This is a genomic window from Bifidobacterium simiarum (genome assembly GCF_002802905.1).
In the GTDB taxonomy this organism is placed as follows: Bacteria; Actinomycetota; Actinomycetes; order Actinomycetales; family Bifidobacteriaceae; genus Galliscardovia; species Galliscardovia simiarum.
Genome location: NZ_PEBK01000004.1, coordinates 185893 through 203868 on the forward strand (window position 1 = coordinate 185893; position 17976 = coordinate 203868).

Consider the following 17976-nt stretch of genomic DNA (forward strand, 5'->3'; position numbering starts at 1 on the left):
AGCCTTCGGCTGCCAGCTTCCCCCGCCGGGGGAAGCCCATCTTCGGCCGCAGGCCGGCGTAAGTCGGTCGGATGAGGTGCCGGGCGAAGCTATCTCCATTCTGCGGGCGGATTTCGGGGTCCTGCAACCATCTATCTCTATTCTGCGGGCACTTTTTCGTCGGATCCCGTAGTATCACCCTTGCAATTTCAACGTCGGTATCTCGCCTATCGCGCGATATCGACCCGCAGAATGCAGATAGGTGTCGGGAGAGGTCCCAAATCTGCCCTCAGAACGCAGATAGGTGCCGATCGGCGTCGAATGGCGCCGAACGCCGCCGCGCCGATCGCGGAACGATACGCCGTACAATCGGAAGCATCGCAGAAACCGTCGTATCGACCATCAATCGGGAGCAATCATGAGCGAGAACACCATGCCGTTCTATGACGTTGACCGCACCTACGAAGACAACTACCGTTTCGGCCCGTTCGGCGCGTTCGCCGAAGTGCTGGGCGGGGACGCCAAGGACGGTGTCTCCGACGATCAGGTGGCCCGCGCCATCGCTTCGGAGGCCGCTGCCTCCGCCGATTCCGCGTCCGCTCCCGCCGAATCCTTCTTCGGCGTGCCCATCGACCTGCCGTTCGGCATTCCCGCCGGTCCGCTGCTCAACGAGCGGTTCACCACCGCCGCGTTCCATATGGGCTTCGATCTGGCCGTGTACAAGACCGTGCGCTCGCGCGCATGGGGCTGCAACCCGTTCCCGAACGTGCTCGCCGTGCACCCGCAGTCGGCCGACGGCATCCTGACCCCCGGCAGTGACGAATGCGATGGGGGAGTGCTCGCCGACCACCGCTTCGACACCCCGATCTCCATCTCCAACTCGTTCGGCGTGCCCTCGCAGGACCCGGACGTGTGGCAGCCCGACATGCAGAAGGCCATGTCCCGCGCCGGCGCCGGCCAGCTGCTGGTGCCGAGCTTCCAAGGATCGCGCGTCGACGGCATGACCTCCGCCGAATACGTGGCCGACCACGTCACCACCGCCCATCTGGTGCTGGAAACCGGGGCCAAGGTGATGGAGATGAACACCAGCTGCCCGAACGAAGGCCACAACCGTCTGCTGTGCCACGCGCCCGATCAGGTGAGCCTGATCACCGAAGCGGTGAAAAACGAGATCGGCGACGTGCCGCTGATCATCAAGCTCGCGTATCTGCCGAGCGACGAAGACCTCGAATACATGGTGAAGGTGACCACCGGCCGCGGTCTGGTGCAGGGATTCTCCACGATCAACACGATCTCGGCGCGACTCGTGGACGCCAAGGGCGAGCAGGCCCTGCCGGGCGCCGGACGCGACCGCAGCGGCGTGTGCGGCGCGGCGATCAAGCCTTCCGGCCTCGACATGGTCCGCCGTCTCGCAGCCTTGCGCGAACGACTGGGCCTTGAGTTCGGCATCGTCGGCGTGGGCGGCGTCACCGAACCGGCCGACTACTTCGAATACCGGTCCGCCGGAGCCGACGCCGTGATGAGCGCCACCGGCGCCATGTGGAATCCCGATCTCGCCTGCCGCATCAAGCAGTCGCGCTGATCGGCAATCCTGATCGGCAACCTTGATCGCAATTGCTGATCGGCAATTTTGTCGTCTCGGCTGGTCCGCGAATATTCCCGGGTTAGCCGAGAGTGATTTCACTGAGTCACCACACCGAATATGGCAAACTTATAGATAGTTTTTTCGCGCCGTCATGCCGCCGCCGTAGGGTGAAGAGCGCCCCGGGCGGAAACGTCTGCGGCGAAGAGCGTGAAGACAGATCGAAACAGACCGAATGACATCGAAGGAGCGGGTTCGTGAATTCCGAGAATGACGTGTTGCGCGTGGTCGGCGGCAAGCCGCTGAACGGCCAGATCAAGGTGCGTGGCGCCAAGAACTTCGTCAGCAAGGCGATGGTGGCGGCTCTGCTCGCACCGGGCACCTCCGTGCTGAAGAACGTACCCGAAATTCGTGACGTGCACGTGGTCTCCGACCTGCTGCGCCTGCACGGCGTGGACGTGGATGTCAACGGCGAGAAGGGCATCGTGACCATCGACGCCACGCATGTGCAGCTCGCCGACGTGGCCGACGTCGACACCCTCTCCGGCTCCTCCCGCATCCCGATCCTGTTCTCCGGCCCGCTTCTGCACCGCCTCGGCGAAGCGTTCATCCCCGCCCTCGGCGGATGCAACATCGGCGGCCGTCCGATCGACTTCCACCTCGAAACCCTGCGCAAGCTCGGCGCCAACGTCGACAAGGAACACAAGGACGGCATCCACATCACCGCCCCCGACGGCCTGCACGGCGCCAAGATCCACCTGCCCTACCCGTCCGTCGGTGCCACCGAGCAGACCCTGCTCGCCGCCGTGCTCGCCGAAGGCAAGACCGAGCTCTCCGGCGCCGCCATCGAGCCCGAGATCATGGACCTCGTCTCCGTCCTGCAGAAGATGGGCGCCATCATCTCCGTCGACGTCGACCGCACCTTCCGCATCGAAGGCGTCAAGCAGCTCAAGGGCTACACCCACACGTCGCTCACCGACCGCATCGAAGCCGCCTCCTGGGCCTCCGCGGCCCTCGCCACCCACGGCGACATCTTCGTCAAGGGCGCCACCCAGCCCGAAATGATGACCTTCCTCAACGTGTTCCGCAAGATCGGCGGCGAATTCGACGTCACCGACAAGGGCATCCGCTTCTGGCATCCGGGCGGCGACCTCAAGCCTGTCGCCATCGAAACCGACGTGCACCCCGGCTTCATGACCGACTGGCAGCAGCCCCTCGTCGTTGCCCTCACCCAGGCCAAGGGCCTCTCCATCGTCCACGAAACCGTCTACGAGAACCGCTTCGGCTTCACCAAGCCCCTCGTCCAGATGGGCGCCACCATCCAGCTCTACCGCGAATGCCTCGGCTCCCTGCCCTGCCGCTTCCAGCAGCGCAACTACAAGCACTCCGCCGTCATCTTCGGCCCCACCCCCCTCACCGGCCGTGACATCGACGTTCCCGACCTCCGCGGCGGCTTCTCGCACTTGATCGCCGCCCTCGCAGCCAAGGGACCGTCCACCGTCCGCGGCATCTCCCTCATCGACCGCGGATACGCGGACTTTCGGGGGAAGTTGGCCGCCCTCGGCGCCGCCTTCGAGTAAAAACTGGTGAGATGGAGCGTCTTCTGCGTTGCACAGGAGTCGACGTACCCTCGTACGCCTTCCTCCTGTGCGCATTGAAGCCGCACGCATCTCACCAGTTTTTGTAGCTGAAGTGTTCTCGGCGTTGCTCCTCGGTTGACGTACCTTCGTACGCCTTCCCTCGGTGCGCCTTGAGACCGCACACGTCCTCCGATTTTTTGGGAGGAGGGGACTTACGGGTGCAGCGTTCTCGGTAATGCGTTCTGGCCCCCGCTGGCGGGGGCTGTCGGCGAAAGCCGACTGGGGGTGGTTGAATCCGCTCTTCACCAGACCACCCTCAGACTGCCTGCGGCAACCAGTTCCCGCTGGCGGGGCGGAGTATGGTGCGACGCGTGGCGTCGGAATCCGGTGGGAACGGTACCGTGTCCCAAAGTCGCACCCGGTGCGGCACAATGGGGAGCATGGTATCTCCCGGAAAACCCTCGCCGCGTTCCGCGGTCAAGCCCCTGAGCAACGAGCAGGTGGCCAAACTCTCCCGTCTGCATCACCTCGTCAATCCGATGCGCAACCATCCCACGGGACCGCGCAAGGACAACATCGCCGAAATCAACGCGCAGAACCCCAAGGCTACGCAGCGACTCCTCGACGCCTGCGCCGCGGTCGTCCGCTCCCGCTGCAAGGTCAAGGCGTGGGGACTCGAACGCGTGCCGGAAGACGGCGTCTTCATTACCGCGTGCACGCACGTCACCCTGTTCGACGTGTTCATCCCCATGGCATCGCTGTTCTATCAGGGCCGTCGCCCGCGCTACATGGCCAAGGCGGAGATGGCGAGCTGGCCGATCATCGGCAAATGGTTCCAGCTCGTCGGCATGCAGCCCGTCCCCCGACGCAAGGGCGAGGCGCTCGCCATCGAAAACGAATCCATCCGCATCCTCACCTCCGGCCGACCCCTCACCATCTGGCCGGAAGGCACCCTGACCCGCGACCCCAAGAAATGGCCGATGAGCCTCAAGCCCGGCATGGCCTACATCGCGCTGGAAACCTGCAAGAAGCTCGGCCGGCAGGTGCCGATCTACCCGGCGGCGACCTGGGGTGCGGCGAGCATCAACCACTGGTGGCCGTGGCCGCGCAAGAACGTCGTCATGGGATTCGGCGAAGCCGTCGACTACGCCGACCTGATCGAAGACATGGACTCCTGGGAGGGCGAGCCGCCTAAGGCCGCCGTCCATGAGCTCACTCGCCGCGTACGCGAGTCGCTGGAAGCCATCGAAGCCGAGATCCGCGGCGAACAGCCTCCGGCCGAAGGCTACTGGGACTACCGCAGCATGAAGCGCGTGCCCCGCGACTGATCGCACTGTCTACCCCGCGACTGATCGAGCCTAATCGATCGCGCTTGTGCCTTGCCGCATGACATCTTCACATGGGCCGGGCGTCTCGCGTGAGGTGCCCGGAACAACGCTGAAATCGCAACGATGTTGGTTGCTGATCACGCGATCCGGGCGTCCCGCGTGAGGCGATCCGGCCCGGGTGGCGCCCCTAAGACGCCCTTAAGTCAAGGCCTGGGATGACAATGTCTCTGTTTGCCTGCTGGCATAGTGCCCGCCGGCACATTGCCTGTCTGGCACATTGAGAGAGAACAAACGGAATCCCAAGGACCTATCGTGGAATATTCCCTGATGACCAAACTGGCTGCCGAGTTCATCGGCACCGCCATCCTGATGATCTTCGGCAACGGATCGGTTGCCAACGTGGAACTCAAGAACACCAAGGGCCACCACGCCGGCTGGCTCAACATCGCCATGGGCTACGGCTTCGGCGTGATGTTCCCCGTGCTCATGTTCGGAGGCATCTCCGGCGCGCACATCAACCCGGCCATGACCATCGCCCAGGCGGTGACCGGCATGTTCCCGTGGAACGAGGTGCTCCCGTACATCGTGGCCCAGCTGCTCGGTGCCGCCGTGGGCCAGCTCGTCGTCTACATCACCTACCTGCCGCACTACCGCGAAACCGAGGAAGCCGACGCCATCTTCGCCAGCTTCTCCACCACCGACGCCGAAGGCTCCCGCTTCAACTACTTCGTCAACGAGTTCTTCGGCACGCTCGTGCTCGTGCTCGGCGCGCTGTGCTGCCTGCTGATGCCGTGGGGCGCCAAGGACGAGGCCGCTGCCTCCATCGTCGTCGGCTTCATCGTGTGGGGTCTGGTCACCTCGCTCGGCGGCCCGACCGGCCCCGGCCTGAACCCGGCCCGCGACCTCATGCCGCGACTCCTGCACGCCATCCTGCCGATCCCGAACAAGGGCAGCTCCCGCTGGAACGAGGCGTGGATCCCCGTGGTCGCCCCGATCGCCGGCGCCATCGTGGGCGCGTTCCTCTACCAGTTCTTCTTCGGAGCGCTCGCCTGATCCCGTGATCCTGTGATCCCGGGAGACCCCGTGATCGTCTGACCTCGTGATCCCGTGATCGAGAGGCCCCGCGCTTCGCCCCGAAACCCGGCCCGATGCCACGCGCATGAACGCGCACGGCACCGAGCCGGGTTTCGTCATATGTTCCGGCGTCCGACCCATAATGTTGGGGTGACAGATCGCAGCAACACCGCCGAAAACCCGACCGATCATCCGAACGAGCTCCCGGCAGCTCCCGTCATCGGGCGACTCGCGCCCTCGCCCACCGGACGCATGCACATCGGCAACGTGTATGCGGCGCTCGCCGCATGGCTCGGCGTGCGCTCGCAGCAGGCACTCGGCGGTACGGGACTGTTGCCGCTACGCATCGAGGACATCGACGCGCCGCGCGTGCGCAAGGACGCCGACCGTTGGATCATGGACGATCTGCACTGGCTCGGCCTCGACTGGGACGGCGAACCGGTGTACCAGTCACAGCGGCTCGACCGGTACGAGCAGGCGCTCGACCTGCTCCGGTCGCGCACCATCCCCGTCATCGGCACAGGACCCGGCACAGACTCTGATACCGGCACAGTCTCCGGCGTCTCCGGAACCGTTTCCGGCGAAGCGACCCCGCTGGTCTATCCCTGCTTCTGCTCGCGCGCCGACATTCGCGCGGCCTCGGCCCCGAACGAGGGCGACGGATTCATCGTGTACCCCGGCACCTGCCGGCGACTCTCCCCGCAGGAGCGCGCCGAACGACTGGCCCGCGGCGACCGGCACTCGTGGCGCATCGCCATGCCACAACACATGCCACAAAACACGACCAGTGGCGATTTAGCCGCAAACACCTCGCAGGCGTTGCCACACAACGGTTTACAGGCGGTTGTCGCGGAAATCGAACGCACGGGTTTTGTGGCTTTTTCCGACCTGATCTTCGGCGCTCAGCGGTTTGACCTCGCCCGAGAGCTGGGCGACGTGGTGATTCGCCGCTCCGACGGGCTGTTCGCCTACCAGCTGGCCGTCACGGTGGACGATCGGCTCATGGGTGTGACCCAGATCGTGCGCGGCCGCGACCTGCTGCGCTCCACCGCCGTGCAGTTGTGGATCCGCGAGAACCTCATCGCCGCGGGATTTGACGCCGCCCCCAGCACCCATCAGCCCAGTGCCGACGCCGACTCTCAGGCCGCCGCACGTCCTATCCCGCAGTTCGCCCACCTGCCGTTGATCGACGACCCGACCGGACGCCGCCTCGCCAAGCGAGACAAGGCCTGGGATCTCGGCGCCATGCGCGAGGAGGGCATCGCCCCGCAGCGGATCATCGGTTACTGCGCATGGCTGCTCGGTCTGCGCCCGACGGCGGACCCCTGCTCACCCGACGAGCTGCTGCCGGAATTCTCATGGGCCCGCATCGCGGCAGACCGCACCGACCGACTGAGCGACCCCACGGCGCTGACCTCCCCACAACACTGACCTCCCTGCGGCGCTGACCGCCCCGCAGCACTGACAAGACGGCCCGCCGCGAAAAAACGACGTAGGGGGTATGGTCGCGGGAATGGTGTGTGGCATAATCGGGAAACTGTGAGTCACCTCGCGAAGACGCCCACGCAACGACGCCCCACGACGTGAATCGGCTCACCGGTCTCGGCTCGCCAGTCGAAGACCGCGAAGACCATGAAGACCACGAGGCACGTATGACGGCGAAGGCCGGGACGACGTGCGTGACTATGAGAACGGGAGGCGCCAGTGTTCGGTCGTTCCGCCCGTAAGCCGCGCCATTCCAAGCATGCAGCGCCGGTCCAGCCCGCGCAGTCTGTTCAGACGATACAGCCCGTCCAGCAGACCTCGACCGCGCCGACCTCGATAGACAACACCCCGGTCACCCACACTGTTCATACCGCCCACACCCCGGTCACCCACCCGGAAAACGCCCTGAGCCGCAAGCCCTTCTTCGAGGCCATCGACACCTCCGACGTCATGGCCGACCGCCGTTCGCTGCGTCGCCGCCTGCTCCTGCTGCGCATCCTCACCGCCGTGCTGCTGATCGCCGCGGTGTGCGTGGCCGGCTTCCCGCTGGCCCTGCAATGGCAGTCCTCCCGCCAGCTCTCCGAGACCTCCGACGTCTCCGCGCAGCATGTGGCCGGCTGGCCGTACCCGCAGGCCGAGGAGGCGTTCGCCGCCGCGCAGAAGTACAACGCGAAGCTGGCGCGTTCCGGCCAGCCGGTGCTCGGCGAGGCGGTCGACCCGTTCACTAACGCCCAGGGCGGCTCCAAGGCGAAAAGCGAGGACTCCGCCTCCGCGAAAGACAAGGAATACCAGTCGTTGCTCAACTCCGGCGACGGGGTGATGGGCACGATCCGCGTGCCGAAGGTCTCGATCAAGCTGCCGATCTACCACGGCACGTCCGAGGAGGCGCTGGCCTCCGGCGCCGGCCACCTGTACGGCACCAGTCTGCCGGTGGGCGGCAAGTCCACGCATTCGGTGATCACCGGCCACCGCGGGCTCGTGGAGGCGCTGATGTTCACCCGCCTCGACGAGATGAAGGTCGGCGACTTCTTCTACATCGAGGTGATGGGCGAGACGCTCGGCTACAAGGTCGATCGCATCACCGTGATCGAGCCGAACGACCCCTCGCAGCTCAAGATCGTCCCCGGCGAGGACCGGGTGACGCTGATGACCTGCACCCCGTACGGCGTGAACACGCACCGTCTGCTGATCTCCGGACACCGTGAGGCGATCCCGATCCCCGTCCCGAATCCGAACGACGTGCATGACGGCCGCAATCTGGCGATCATCGTCGGCGTGGCGATTCTGCTGCTCGGATGGCTGCTGATCGGCCTGCTGCGGCGTCTGCGCCGCATGCCGTGGCGGGCGATGCACCACGCCGCCCGCTGGCCGCAGCGCTGGTAGCCCGCATGGTTCGGCCGCCAACCGTCCAGTCGCCAGTCGCCCAGCCGCCGGCCGTCAAACCATCCGGCCGTCCAATCATCCGACCGTCCAGTCGTCAAACCGTCCGGTCACCCAGCCACCCAGCCACCCGGCCACCCCAGCTGCCCGGCCGTCCGACCGGTGATCGGCGCATACTAGACTATCGATGCGGAAGACCGTGAATCCGGCGGGCCGAACAGTCGTATAAACAGTCGCATAGGGGAGTGGAAACGATGGTCGCATACATGGATCACAAGGATCTGGCGAACGAGACGATTGACGCGGATCGTGCGCGGCAGATCACGGACGGCGTGCACAAGGTGCTTGACGGGATCGCCGAGGCCGAGTCCGCCGCCGGTCGCGAGAAGGGGTCGGTGACGCTGCTCGCCGCCACCAAGACCCGTGACGTGGGCGAGATCATGGCGGCGATCGACGCCGGCGTGCGCATGATCGGCGAGAACCGTCCGCAGGAGGTGGAGGCCAAGGTGGCGGGGCTGACCCGTCTGTGCGCGGACCGCGGATTCGCGCTGGGCGCGGCCGCGACGAAGGCGGAGACGCTCGGCTCTCCCGCGTCCGACGACACGTTCCCGCTCGCCCCGCTGCCGTTCCACCTGATCGGCCAGCTGCAGTCGAACAAGATCAACAAGGTGCTGCCCAGCGTCACGACGATCGAATCGGTGGATACGCTGTCGCTGGCCGAGAAGATCTCCCGCCGCGCGGCCGCCCGCGGCATCACCGTCGGCGTGCTGCTGGAGGTCAACGAGTCGGGCGAGGAGTCGAAGTCGGGCTGCGAGCCGGCCGAGGCCGCCGATCTGGCCCACCGGATCGCCGCGCTGGACGGTCTGCGGCTGGAGGGTCTGATGACCATCGGCGCGCATGTGGACGACGAGGCGGTGATCCGCCGCGGGTTCGCCCATCTGCGCGAAACCCGCGACGCCCTGCTGCCCGACCTCCCCGACTGCCGTGAGCTGTCGATGGGCATGACGCACGACATGGCGATCGCCATCGACGAGGGCTCCACGATCGTGCGCGTCGGCACCGCGATCTTCGGGCCCCGCGCGTTCATCTGATCCGGATCACGCCGTCGATCCGGATTACGCCGTCCGGAAGCCGTCCGCGAGCCGTCCGGGATACGGTTCAGGGGATACACTGGCCGTATGAGAATCGCACGTTTTTCCGTTAACGACCGCCCCCAGTACGCCTTCGTCCAGACCGACGAGAACGACGGCAAGGACTACCTCGTCGCGCTCGACGGCTTCCCGCTGGGCGCCGCCGAGGTCAAGCCCACCGGCGAACGCTACGCGGTGGATGCCGACGGCGTCCGTCTGCTCGCCCCGATCATCCCGTCGAAGGTGTTCGGCCTGGCCAAGAACTATCAGGCCCACACCACGTTCATGGCCGAGAAGGGCCTGTCCGACATCAAGGTGGCTCCCGAGGAGATGGTGATCTTCACCAAGCCGTCCACTTCGGTGATCGGTCCCGACGATCCGATCGTGATCCCGCCGTTCTCACACGACATGAACTTCGAGCCGGAGGTGGCCGTGGTGATCGGCCGCATCGCGAAGAACGTGCCGGTCGAAAAGGCCATGGACTACGTGCTCGGCTACACCTGCGTGAACGACGTGACCCTGCGCGACGTGCAGGGATTCGACCCGATGTGGACCCGCGCGAAGGGCTTCGACACCTCCTGCCCGCTCGGCCCGTGGATCCAGACCGATCTCGACTGGACCGACGCCCGCATCGGCTTCACGCTCAACGGCGAGTCCGTGCCCGAGGCGTCCGGCACCACCGCCGGTCTGATCCATTCGATTCCGGCGCAGATCGCCGCGATCTCCCAGTTCTCCACGCTGCTGCCCGGCGACGTGATCCTTACCGGCACCCCGAACGCGTCCGGCACGCTGAAGCCGGGCGACGAGGCGATCGTCTCCGTGGAAGGCATCGGCGACCTGCGCAACGTGGTGGTCGCCGGCTGAGCCGTAACACCGACGGCCCGATGTCCGGCCCCGGTGTGTCCAGCCCCGATTCCGAATGACTGACGGGATCGGGGCCGTTCTATTCCGAGTCGGGCTTCGGCGGGGCGCGATGTCGGATAATCCGGCGTATAATCGTCACGCCTTACCGTCGGTGTGTGGCAAACCGAATGTTCCGTACGGACGGACGTTTCCGTCTCCGTGCGGGTTGCGGATTCGGGGGCACCGGCGGGCGTGACGGCCCCGGCCCTTCGGATCGTTTTCTGCCCGGCCCGTCAGCCAGTCATTCCTAGAAAACGGTCATTTGAGAAGATCTAGGGAATCATCATGTCTCTTATGTCCTCCATGGGCAAGCTCATTTCCGGGAACATGCGCAAGGCCGTGGCCATCGTCGGTGCGGCGGCCATGGCGTTTTCGCTGGCGGCCTGCGGTTCCGCCAGCTCCAGCGACTCCTCCGCCGATTCGTCCAGCTCCTCCAGCTCCAGCACCGGCCTGAAGAAGGTCACGTTCATGCTGTCGTGGGCGCCGGACACCAACCACATCGGCGTCTACGTGGCCAAGAACAAAGGTTACTTCAAGGAGGCCGGCCTTGACGTCGACATCGTGGCCGTGGCGCAGGCCGGCGCCGAGCAGGCCGTGAGCAACGGCGTGGCCGACTTCGCGCTGTCGAACATGACCAACGTGGGCAACTACACGCTCAAGGGCGCGCAGATCAAGCAGGTCATGCAGGTGCAGCAGAAGCCGAGCGCCATCTGGTGCGCGCTGGCCAGCAACAAGAACATCAAGTCGCCGAAGGACTTCGACGGCCGTACCTTCGCCACCTTCGGCTCCAACGAGGACGACGCCGTGCTCAAGCGCATGATCCAGCACGACGGCGGCAAGGGCCAGTTCGACAAGGTGACCGTCGGCACTTCCACGTTCCAGACGCTGAGCTCCGGCAAGGCCGACTTCGGCGGCTTCTACGCCACCTGGGAGGGCGTGCAGGCCGAGATGGAGGGCCCGGCCCTCAACTGCTTCACCGAGCCCGACTACGGCGTGCCCGGCAACGCGGATTCGATCGGCATCATCACCAACACCAAGACCATCAAGAACGATCCGGAACTGGTGAAGAAGTTCGTGCAGGCCTCGCAGAAGGGCTATGAGTACGCCTACGAGCACCCGGACGACGCCGCGTCGATCCTCGTGAAGGAGGCCCCGGAGGCCAACCTCAAGCTCGACTTCGTGAAGAAGAGCATGAAGACCATCGTGGACGGCAAGTACTGGGGTGATCCGGCGAAGATCAAGGACGGCTCGTTCGTGCTCGGCACCAACGACTTCGTGGACACGCAGAAGTTCTTCGACTTCCTCGGCGAGAACCACACCTACGAGGACGCCAACGGCAAGCAGATCAACGAGATCCCGCAGGCCAAGGAGATCGCCACCAACGAGTTCCTCGGTAAGTAGGGCGGCGCAAGGGGCTTCGATCGTCACCTCATCCGACCGGCTTCGCCGGCCACCTTCCCCTCAAGGGGAAGGCAAAGCGGATGGCGGACGACCTATAAGCTGCGGTCTTTAGGCTTCCCCTTTGGGCTGAGCCCGTAAAGAAAATGTCGGTGACATTTTCAGGGCTCAGGCGAGCCGACAGGCGAGCGTATGAAGCGCGGCCGTCAGGCCGTCCTTTCTTGCGGTTGAAGCTGGCAGCCGAAGGCTGACTGATGAGGGGCCTCGAATACCCACCGCAATAACCGGCATATGCGAAAGGCCGGCTGTCGACGTGATTCGCAACGTCGGCAGCCGGCCTTCGTCTTGCGAGCTTGGGCCGATCCTTCGAGCCCGATCTATTAGCCCGCCTATTGCCCGCCGCTACTTGGTGATTACGTAGTTGCGGTTGAAGTACACGGCTCCGGGCTGAAGATCGTTGCCCACCAGCTGCGGTACGGTCACCAGCTTGAAGCCCTTGGACTGCAGCAGCTGGATCACGGCCGGCACGGAATCCACGGTGGTCTGGTGGATGTCGTGCAGCAGGATGATCGATCCGCTGGTCACTTCCTTGTTCACTTCGGCCAGGATCGCGTCCTTGTTGTGCGACTTCCAGTCGAGCGAATCCACGTCCCACATGATCAGCGCCTCGCCGGCCTCCTTGGCCTTCTCGCGCACGGTACGGTTGTAGTCGCCGTACGGCGGGCGCATCATCGTCACCGTGCGTCCGGTGGCCTGCTGGATCGTGGCCGCGGACGTGGTGATCTGCTGCTGGATCTGATCGGCGGAAAGCTTGCTCAGCTGCTGGTGGTCCCAGGTGTGGCTGCCCACCGCATGGCCGTCCGCGATCTCCTGCTTGAGGATGTTCGGGTTGGCCTTGGCCTCGGTGGCCAGCGAGAAGAACGTCACCGGCACGTTGAGCTTCTTCAGCGTGGCAAGCAGTCCCGGCGTGGTTTCGGCGCTCGGGCCGTCATCGAAGGTGATCGCCACGCACTTCTCCTTGGAGCAGTCGGGCGACATGGCCTTCTCCAGCGCCTTCGTCGCCTCGCCCAGCGAGGTCTTCGCCGCGGTGAGCTTGTCGGTGCTGAACGACTTGTCGGCCTGCTGGGCCATCGCGCTGTTCGCCGCGTCGATCTGCTTGTTCACCGCATCGGTCAGGGACGTGTCCTTCACCTGACCCTTCGCATCGGAGACCAGCTGGGTGGCGGTCTTCACGTCGGTCTCCAGCGCGGTCTTCGTGTCGTTGTACGTCTTCTCCGCCTTGCTGGAGTTCACGGCCTTCACCGCGGAATCCACGGTCTTCACGGCGTTGTCGATCGGCTTCTCACGGTCGGCCAGCTGCTGGGTGGCGGTCTTGAGGCTCTTGATCGTGGCATCCGCCGGGCACAGCGTATCCTGCGGGTCGAGGTCGCCGTCGATCGAATCGAGGTCACCGCGCACCTCGGCCAGATGGCTCACCGTGGAGGCGTCCTTCACCTGCTCGGCGGTGATCGTCGACGCGGTCTTGAGATCACCCCGCAGCGTGGTCGTATCGGTCAGTTCGGTGTTCAGCGACGTCCACTGTTCCTGACAGCCCTTCAGCGCCGACTTGCGCAGGCCCTGCCAGCCGAAGAATCCGGCGGCCGCGGCGACGATCGCCACCACCACGATCACGGCGATGAGGGTGCGGGTCTTCTTCTTCGCCCGGCGTCGGGGATTCGGTGTCAGTGGTGTCATATCGATGTTCAGTCCGCCGTTGTGCGCGCTCTGCGTCATGTCTTCTCTCCGCTCTCCGCCCGCAGGCGGCCTTCACCTCGGTGTGCCGGTCTCGTCCTGTCTCACGGGCATCCGCCATGGCCGGCCGGTCCTGCCGTACCCCGCCGCGAACGTCGCATACGCCTCACATTCGTTCGCGGTGGTGCGTACCGGACACCGGCAACATTATAGGGGAGGAATGCTTCCGACGCCCGGGTCGATGTCCGATATCATCCCTCCGAACGATGCCGGCCCGGTCCTTCGGCACGTCACGCGGGCCGCTAGGTCGGGCCGTCCGCTCGGCTGGCCCGGTCCTCCGCGTGTATCACCATGCGGCCTCGCCGGGCGTCGGGGGAGGGACGTTCCTATACTCGCTTGACGTATACGGGTCGGATCGCGGGATGAATCGCGGGTTAAGAAGTCGAAGTCATGGTCATATTCAAGTCGGGCGCGCTGCTGCTGGTGATTCTCGGGGTGTACGCGCTCAAGCGTCTGCATATCTTCGGCGAGCATGACTACAAGGTGGCGCAGGGGTTCGCGTTCAATCTCACGCTGCCGTGCGCGATCGTGATGTCGTTCGCCACCAACAAGCACGACATGTCGATGCTGTGGATCGTGCTGTTCGGGTTCGTCTGCGCGATCATCCCTCTGGTGCTGGTGTTCCTCGGCACGCATCGCGAACCCGACAAGCGCTACCGGGCGTTCACGATGCTCGCCTCGTCCGGCCTCAACCTCGGCGCGTTCTGCCTGCCGGTGGCGCAGACGTTCATGGGGGCCTCGGCCGGTCTGCCGGTGATCATGATGGATATCGGCAACGCGATGGTGGCCACCGCCGCCGCGCTGAGCCTGACCAAGGGGCTGCTGCACATGGGCGATTCGGCGGCCGCGCTGCCGATGGTGCTGCGCGTACGCAACATCGCGCACGACTTCGTCAGCTCCCTCTCGTTCGACACCTACATGCTCATGCTGATCCTGATGTTCGCGCATGTGCAGATTCCCGATCCGATCGTGGAGCTGGTCACCCCGTTCGCCAACGCCAACGCGTTCTGCTGCATGGCGATGATCGGCCTGATGATGGAGGTGCCGCACGAGCGCAAGGACCGGCTCACGCTGCTCAAGGTGATCGCGTGGCGTACGGCGTTCAGCGTGGTGATCGCGCTGGCCGCGTGGTACATCATGCCGTTCGACCTGCGCATCCGCGAGATCCTCACCCTCGCGGCCCTTTCGCCGATCACCGTGTTCGCCACGAAGTTCGCCGATTCGCTCACCGGCAACGCGAAGCTGGCCGGGTTCTCGCTCACCGTGACCGGCGTGATCGCGCTCGCCGAGATGACGATCCTGCACGTCCTGCTGCCGGCGGTGTGAGCGTCGCGCGGTTCCTGATCCGCGGTTCTCGGCACAACCGCCGATTTTAAAACTTGAGTGCAACACGCTCAAGTTTTGGGAATAAGTTCCCGTCCCTCCCTGTTGGGTTAGTCAGAACACGACAACAATGCCGCGCGCGGCCTACCGATCGGGCCCGCACCGATCCGGCCGGCCGCACGCGACGCGATTCAAGACTTTTGGGAGGCAATGATGGAACAGAACTTCACAAGGATGGCTCAGGAGGCGCTGGGCGACGCCATTCAGTCCGCTTCGGCGGCAGGCAACGCGCAGGTCGAAACCCTGCATGTGCTGGAGGCCCTGCTTCGCCAGCAGGAAGGCGTGGTGCCGGGCCTGATCCAGGCGGCCGGCGGCAACCCGCAGGCCATCGCCGCCGCGGCTCGCAACGCTCTGGTGAAGCTGCCGAGCGCCAGCGGATCGAGCACTTCGCAGCCGCAGGCGAGCCGCCAGCTCACCACGGCCATCGCACAGGCCGAGAAGGAAATGAAGGAGATGGGCGACGAGTACGTCTCCACCGAGCACCTGCTCATCGGCATTGCGGCGTCGGCCCCGAACCAGTCGGCCGACATTCTCAAGGCCAACGGCGTGACGCCCGAGGCGCTGCGCAAGGCGGTGCCCGGCATCCGCGGCGGCCGCAAGGTCGACAGCCCGGATGCGGAAGGCAGCTACAAGGCGCTGGAGAAGTACTCCACCGACCTGACCGCCGCCGCGAAGGAAGGCAAGCTCGACCCGGTGATCGGCCGTGATCAGGAGATCCGCCGCGTGATCCAGATCCTTTCCCGTCGTACCAAGAACAACCCGGTGCTGATCGGCGAGCCCGGCGTCGGCAAGACCGCCGTGGTCGAAGGACTGGCCCAGCGTATCGTCGCCGGCGACGTGCCGACCACGCTGCAGAACAAGAAGCTGATCAGCCTCGACATGGGTTCGATGGTGGCCGGCTCCAAGTACCGTGGCGAATTCGAGGAGCGTCTGAAGAGCGTGCTTGAGGAGATCAAGAACGCCGACGGCCAGATCATCACGTTCATCGACGAGATCCACACGATCGTGGGCGCCGGCGCGGCCGAAGGCTCCATGGACGCGGGCAACATGCTCAAGCCCATGCTGGCCCGTGGCGAGCTCCGCCTGATCGGCGCGACCACGCTGGACGAATACCGCGAGAACATCGAGAAGGACCCGGCGCTGGAGCGTCGTTTCCAGCAGGTGTACGTGGGCGAGCCGAGCGTGGAGGACACGGTCGCGATCCTGCGTGGCCTCAAGCAGCGCTACGAGGCGCACCACAAGGTGACGATCGGCGACGACGCGCTGGTGGCCGCCGCCACGCTGTCGAACCGGTACATCTCCGGCCGTCAGCTGCCCGACAAGGCCATCGATCTGGTCGACGAGGCCGCCGCGCACCTGCGCATGGAGCTCGATTCCTCCCCGGAGGAGATCGATGAGCTGCAGCGCAAGGTCACGCGTCTCGAAATGGAGGAGATGCAGCTGAAGAAGGCGGAGGATCCGGCTTCCAAGGAGCGTCTCGGCAAGCTTCAGGCCGATCTGGCCGATACCCGCGAGAAGCTGAGCGGGCTGAAGGCCAAGTGGGACGCCGAGAAGGCCGGACACAACAAGGTGGGCGATCTGCGCGCCAAGCTGGACAATCTGCGCGTCGAAGCCGACAAGGCCACCCGTGAGGGCGACCTCGCCAAGGCGTCGAAGATCCTCTACGGCGACATCCCCGCCATCCAGAAGGAGCTCTCCGCCGCGGAAAGCGCCGACGCCGAGTCCAACGAGAACGGCGAGAACAAGCCCGAGCCGATGGTCCCCGACCATGTGGACGCCGACTCCGTGGCCGAGATCGTCTCCGACTGGACCGGCATCCCCGTCGGCCGCCTGATGCAGGGCGAGAACGAGAAGCTGCTGCACATGGAGGACTACCTCGGCAAGCGCGTGATCGGCCAGAAGGAGGCCATCGCCGCCGTGTCCGACGCCGTCCGCCGCTCGCGTGCCGGCATCAGCGACCCGAACCGTCCGACCGGCTCCTTCCTGTTCCTCGGCCCCACCGGCGTGGGCAAGACCGAGCTGGCCAAGGCGCTCGCCGACTTCCTGTTCGACGATGAGAAGGCCATGGTTCGCATCGACATGTCCGAGTACATGGAGAAGGCCTCCGTGTCCCGCCTGATCGGCGCGGCCCCGGGCTACGTCGGCTACGAGGAGGGCGGCCAGCTCACCGAGGCCGTTCGCCGTCGCCCGTACTCCGTCGTGCTGTTCGACGAGGTTGAGAAGGCCAACCCCGAGGTGTTCGACGTGCTGCTGCAGGTGCTCGACGACGGTCGTCTGACCGACGGCCAGGGCAGGACCGTGGACTTCAAGAACACGATCCTGATCATGACCTCCAACCTCGGCTCGCAGTTCCTGGTCAATCAGGACCTCGACGCCGACGCGAAGAAGAAGGCCGTGATGGACGCCGTGCACATGCAGTTCAAGCCGGAGTTCATCAACCGTCTGGACGAACTGGTGATCTTCCACCCGCTCACCCGCGAGGAGCTGGGCGGCATCGTGGACATTCAGGTCAAGCAGGTGGCCTCGCGTCTCACCGATCGGCGCATCACCCTCGACGTCACCGACGCGGCCCGCGAGTGGCTGGCCAACACCGGCTACGATCCGGCCTACGGCGCGCGTCCGCTGCGTCGTCTGGTGCAGACCGAGGTCGGCGACCAGCTGGCCCGTATGCTGCTGGCCGGCAAGGTCCACGACGGCGACACCGTGCTGGTCGACCAGACCGGCGGCGAGCACCTCGAGCTCACTACCATGCCGGAGGACCCACTGGCCGGGCACACCCCCGACGACCCCGACGTCACCATCGACAGCGTCCAGGCCGACTGACCTTCGACGGCCTTCGTCAACCTTCCCCTCGGGGGGGAAGGTGTCCGACTCCGTCGGACGGATGAGGGGCCTAGAGTCCCTTCACTCTCAACCTTCCCCTCGGGGGGGAAGGTGTCCGACTCCGTCGGACGGATGAGGGG

Annotated in this window: 12 protein-coding genes; 11 read left to right on the plus strand and 1 reads right to left on the minus strand. The window is 65.4% G+C overall.

Annotation, left to right across the window (positions count from 1 at the left end; all coding sequences use genetic code 11):
* Positions 1–397: 397 nt before the first annotated feature.
* From CSQ87_RS05295 to CSQ87_RS05335, 9 genes are all read left to right on the plus strand, one after another.
* The gene (locus tag CSQ87_RS05295) at positions 398–1561 is read left to right on the plus strand and encodes a beta/alpha barrel domain-containing protein (protein ID WP_100512835.1); all 1164 of its coding nucleotides are present in this window, start codon (positions 398–400) and stop codon (positions 1559–1561) included.
* Between the two features lie 257 nt (positions 1562–1818).
* Entirely contained in the window at positions 1819–3141 is a 1323-nt protein-coding gene (murA, locus tag CSQ87_RS05300) for a UDP-N-acetylglucosamine 1-carboxyvinyltransferase (RefSeq protein WP_100512836.1), read from the plus strand.
* A 440-nt stretch (positions 3142–3581) separates the two neighbouring features.
* Positions 3582–4469 (plus strand): lysophospholipid acyltransferase family protein, encoded by an 888-nt coding sequence (locus CSQ87_RS05305; RefSeq protein ID WP_100512837.1) that lies wholly within the window; start codon positions 3582–3584, stop codon positions 4467–4469.
* Between the two features lie 312 nt (positions 4470–4781).
* On the plus strand, positions 4782–5522 hold the full coding sequence (locus CSQ87_RS05310) for an MIP/aquaporin family protein (RefSeq protein WP_100512838.1): 741 nt from the start codon (positions 4782–4784) through the stop codon (positions 5520–5522).
* A gap of 273 nt (positions 5523–5795) precedes the next feature.
* Positions 5796–6974 (plus strand): glutamate--tRNA ligase family protein, encoded by a 1179-nt coding sequence (locus CSQ87_RS05315; RefSeq protein ID WP_243388850.1) that lies wholly within the window; start codon positions 5796–5798, stop codon positions 6972–6974.
* Positions 6975–7325: 351 nt separating this feature from the next.
* Complete coding sequence (locus CSQ87_RS05320) at positions 7326–8411, plus strand: class C sortase (RefSeq protein ID WP_423734776.1); 1086 nt, start codon at positions 7326–7328, stop codon at positions 8409–8411.
* Between the two features lie 251 nt (positions 8412–8662).
* Entirely contained in the window at positions 8663–9499 is an 837-nt protein-coding gene (locus CSQ87_RS05325) for a YggS family pyridoxal phosphate-dependent enzyme (protein ID WP_100512840.1), read from the plus strand.
* A gap of 87 nt (positions 9500–9586) precedes the next feature.
* Entirely contained in the window at positions 9587–10402 is an 816-nt protein-coding gene (locus CSQ87_RS05330) for a fumarylacetoacetate hydrolase family protein (RefSeq protein ID WP_100512841.1), read from the plus strand.
* Between the two features lie 333 nt (positions 10403–10735).
* Complete coding sequence (locus CSQ87_RS05335; protein ID WP_100512842.1) at positions 10736–11842, plus strand: ABC transporter substrate-binding protein; 1107 nt, start codon at positions 10736–10738, stop codon at positions 11840–11842.
* 399 nt (positions 11843–12241) lie between these two features.
* Here the strand turns inward: CSQ87_RS05335 and CSQ87_RS05340 are convergent, their stop codons facing one another.
* Positions 12242–13612, minus strand: coding sequence for a polysaccharide deacetylase family protein (locus tag CSQ87_RS05340; protein ID WP_100512843.1), 1371 nt, complete (start codon positions 13610–13612; stop codon positions 12242–12244).
* Between the two features lie 408 nt (positions 13613–14020).
* On the opposite strand from CSQ87_RS05340, the gene CSQ87_RS05345 reads away from it, so the two are divergent.
* Together CSQ87_RS05345 and clpB are read left to right on the plus strand one after the other, a co-directional pair.
* Complete coding sequence (locus CSQ87_RS05345) at positions 14021–14956, plus strand: AEC family transporter (protein WP_100512844.1); 936 nt, start codon at positions 14021–14023, stop codon at positions 14954–14956.
* A 210-nt stretch (positions 14957–15166) separates the two neighbouring features.
* Positions 15167–17836, plus strand: coding sequence for an ATP-dependent chaperone ClpB (clpB, locus tag CSQ87_RS05350; RefSeq protein WP_100512909.1), 2670 nt, complete (start codon positions 15167–15169; stop codon positions 17834–17836).
* Positions 17837–17976 lie beyond the last annotated feature (140 nt).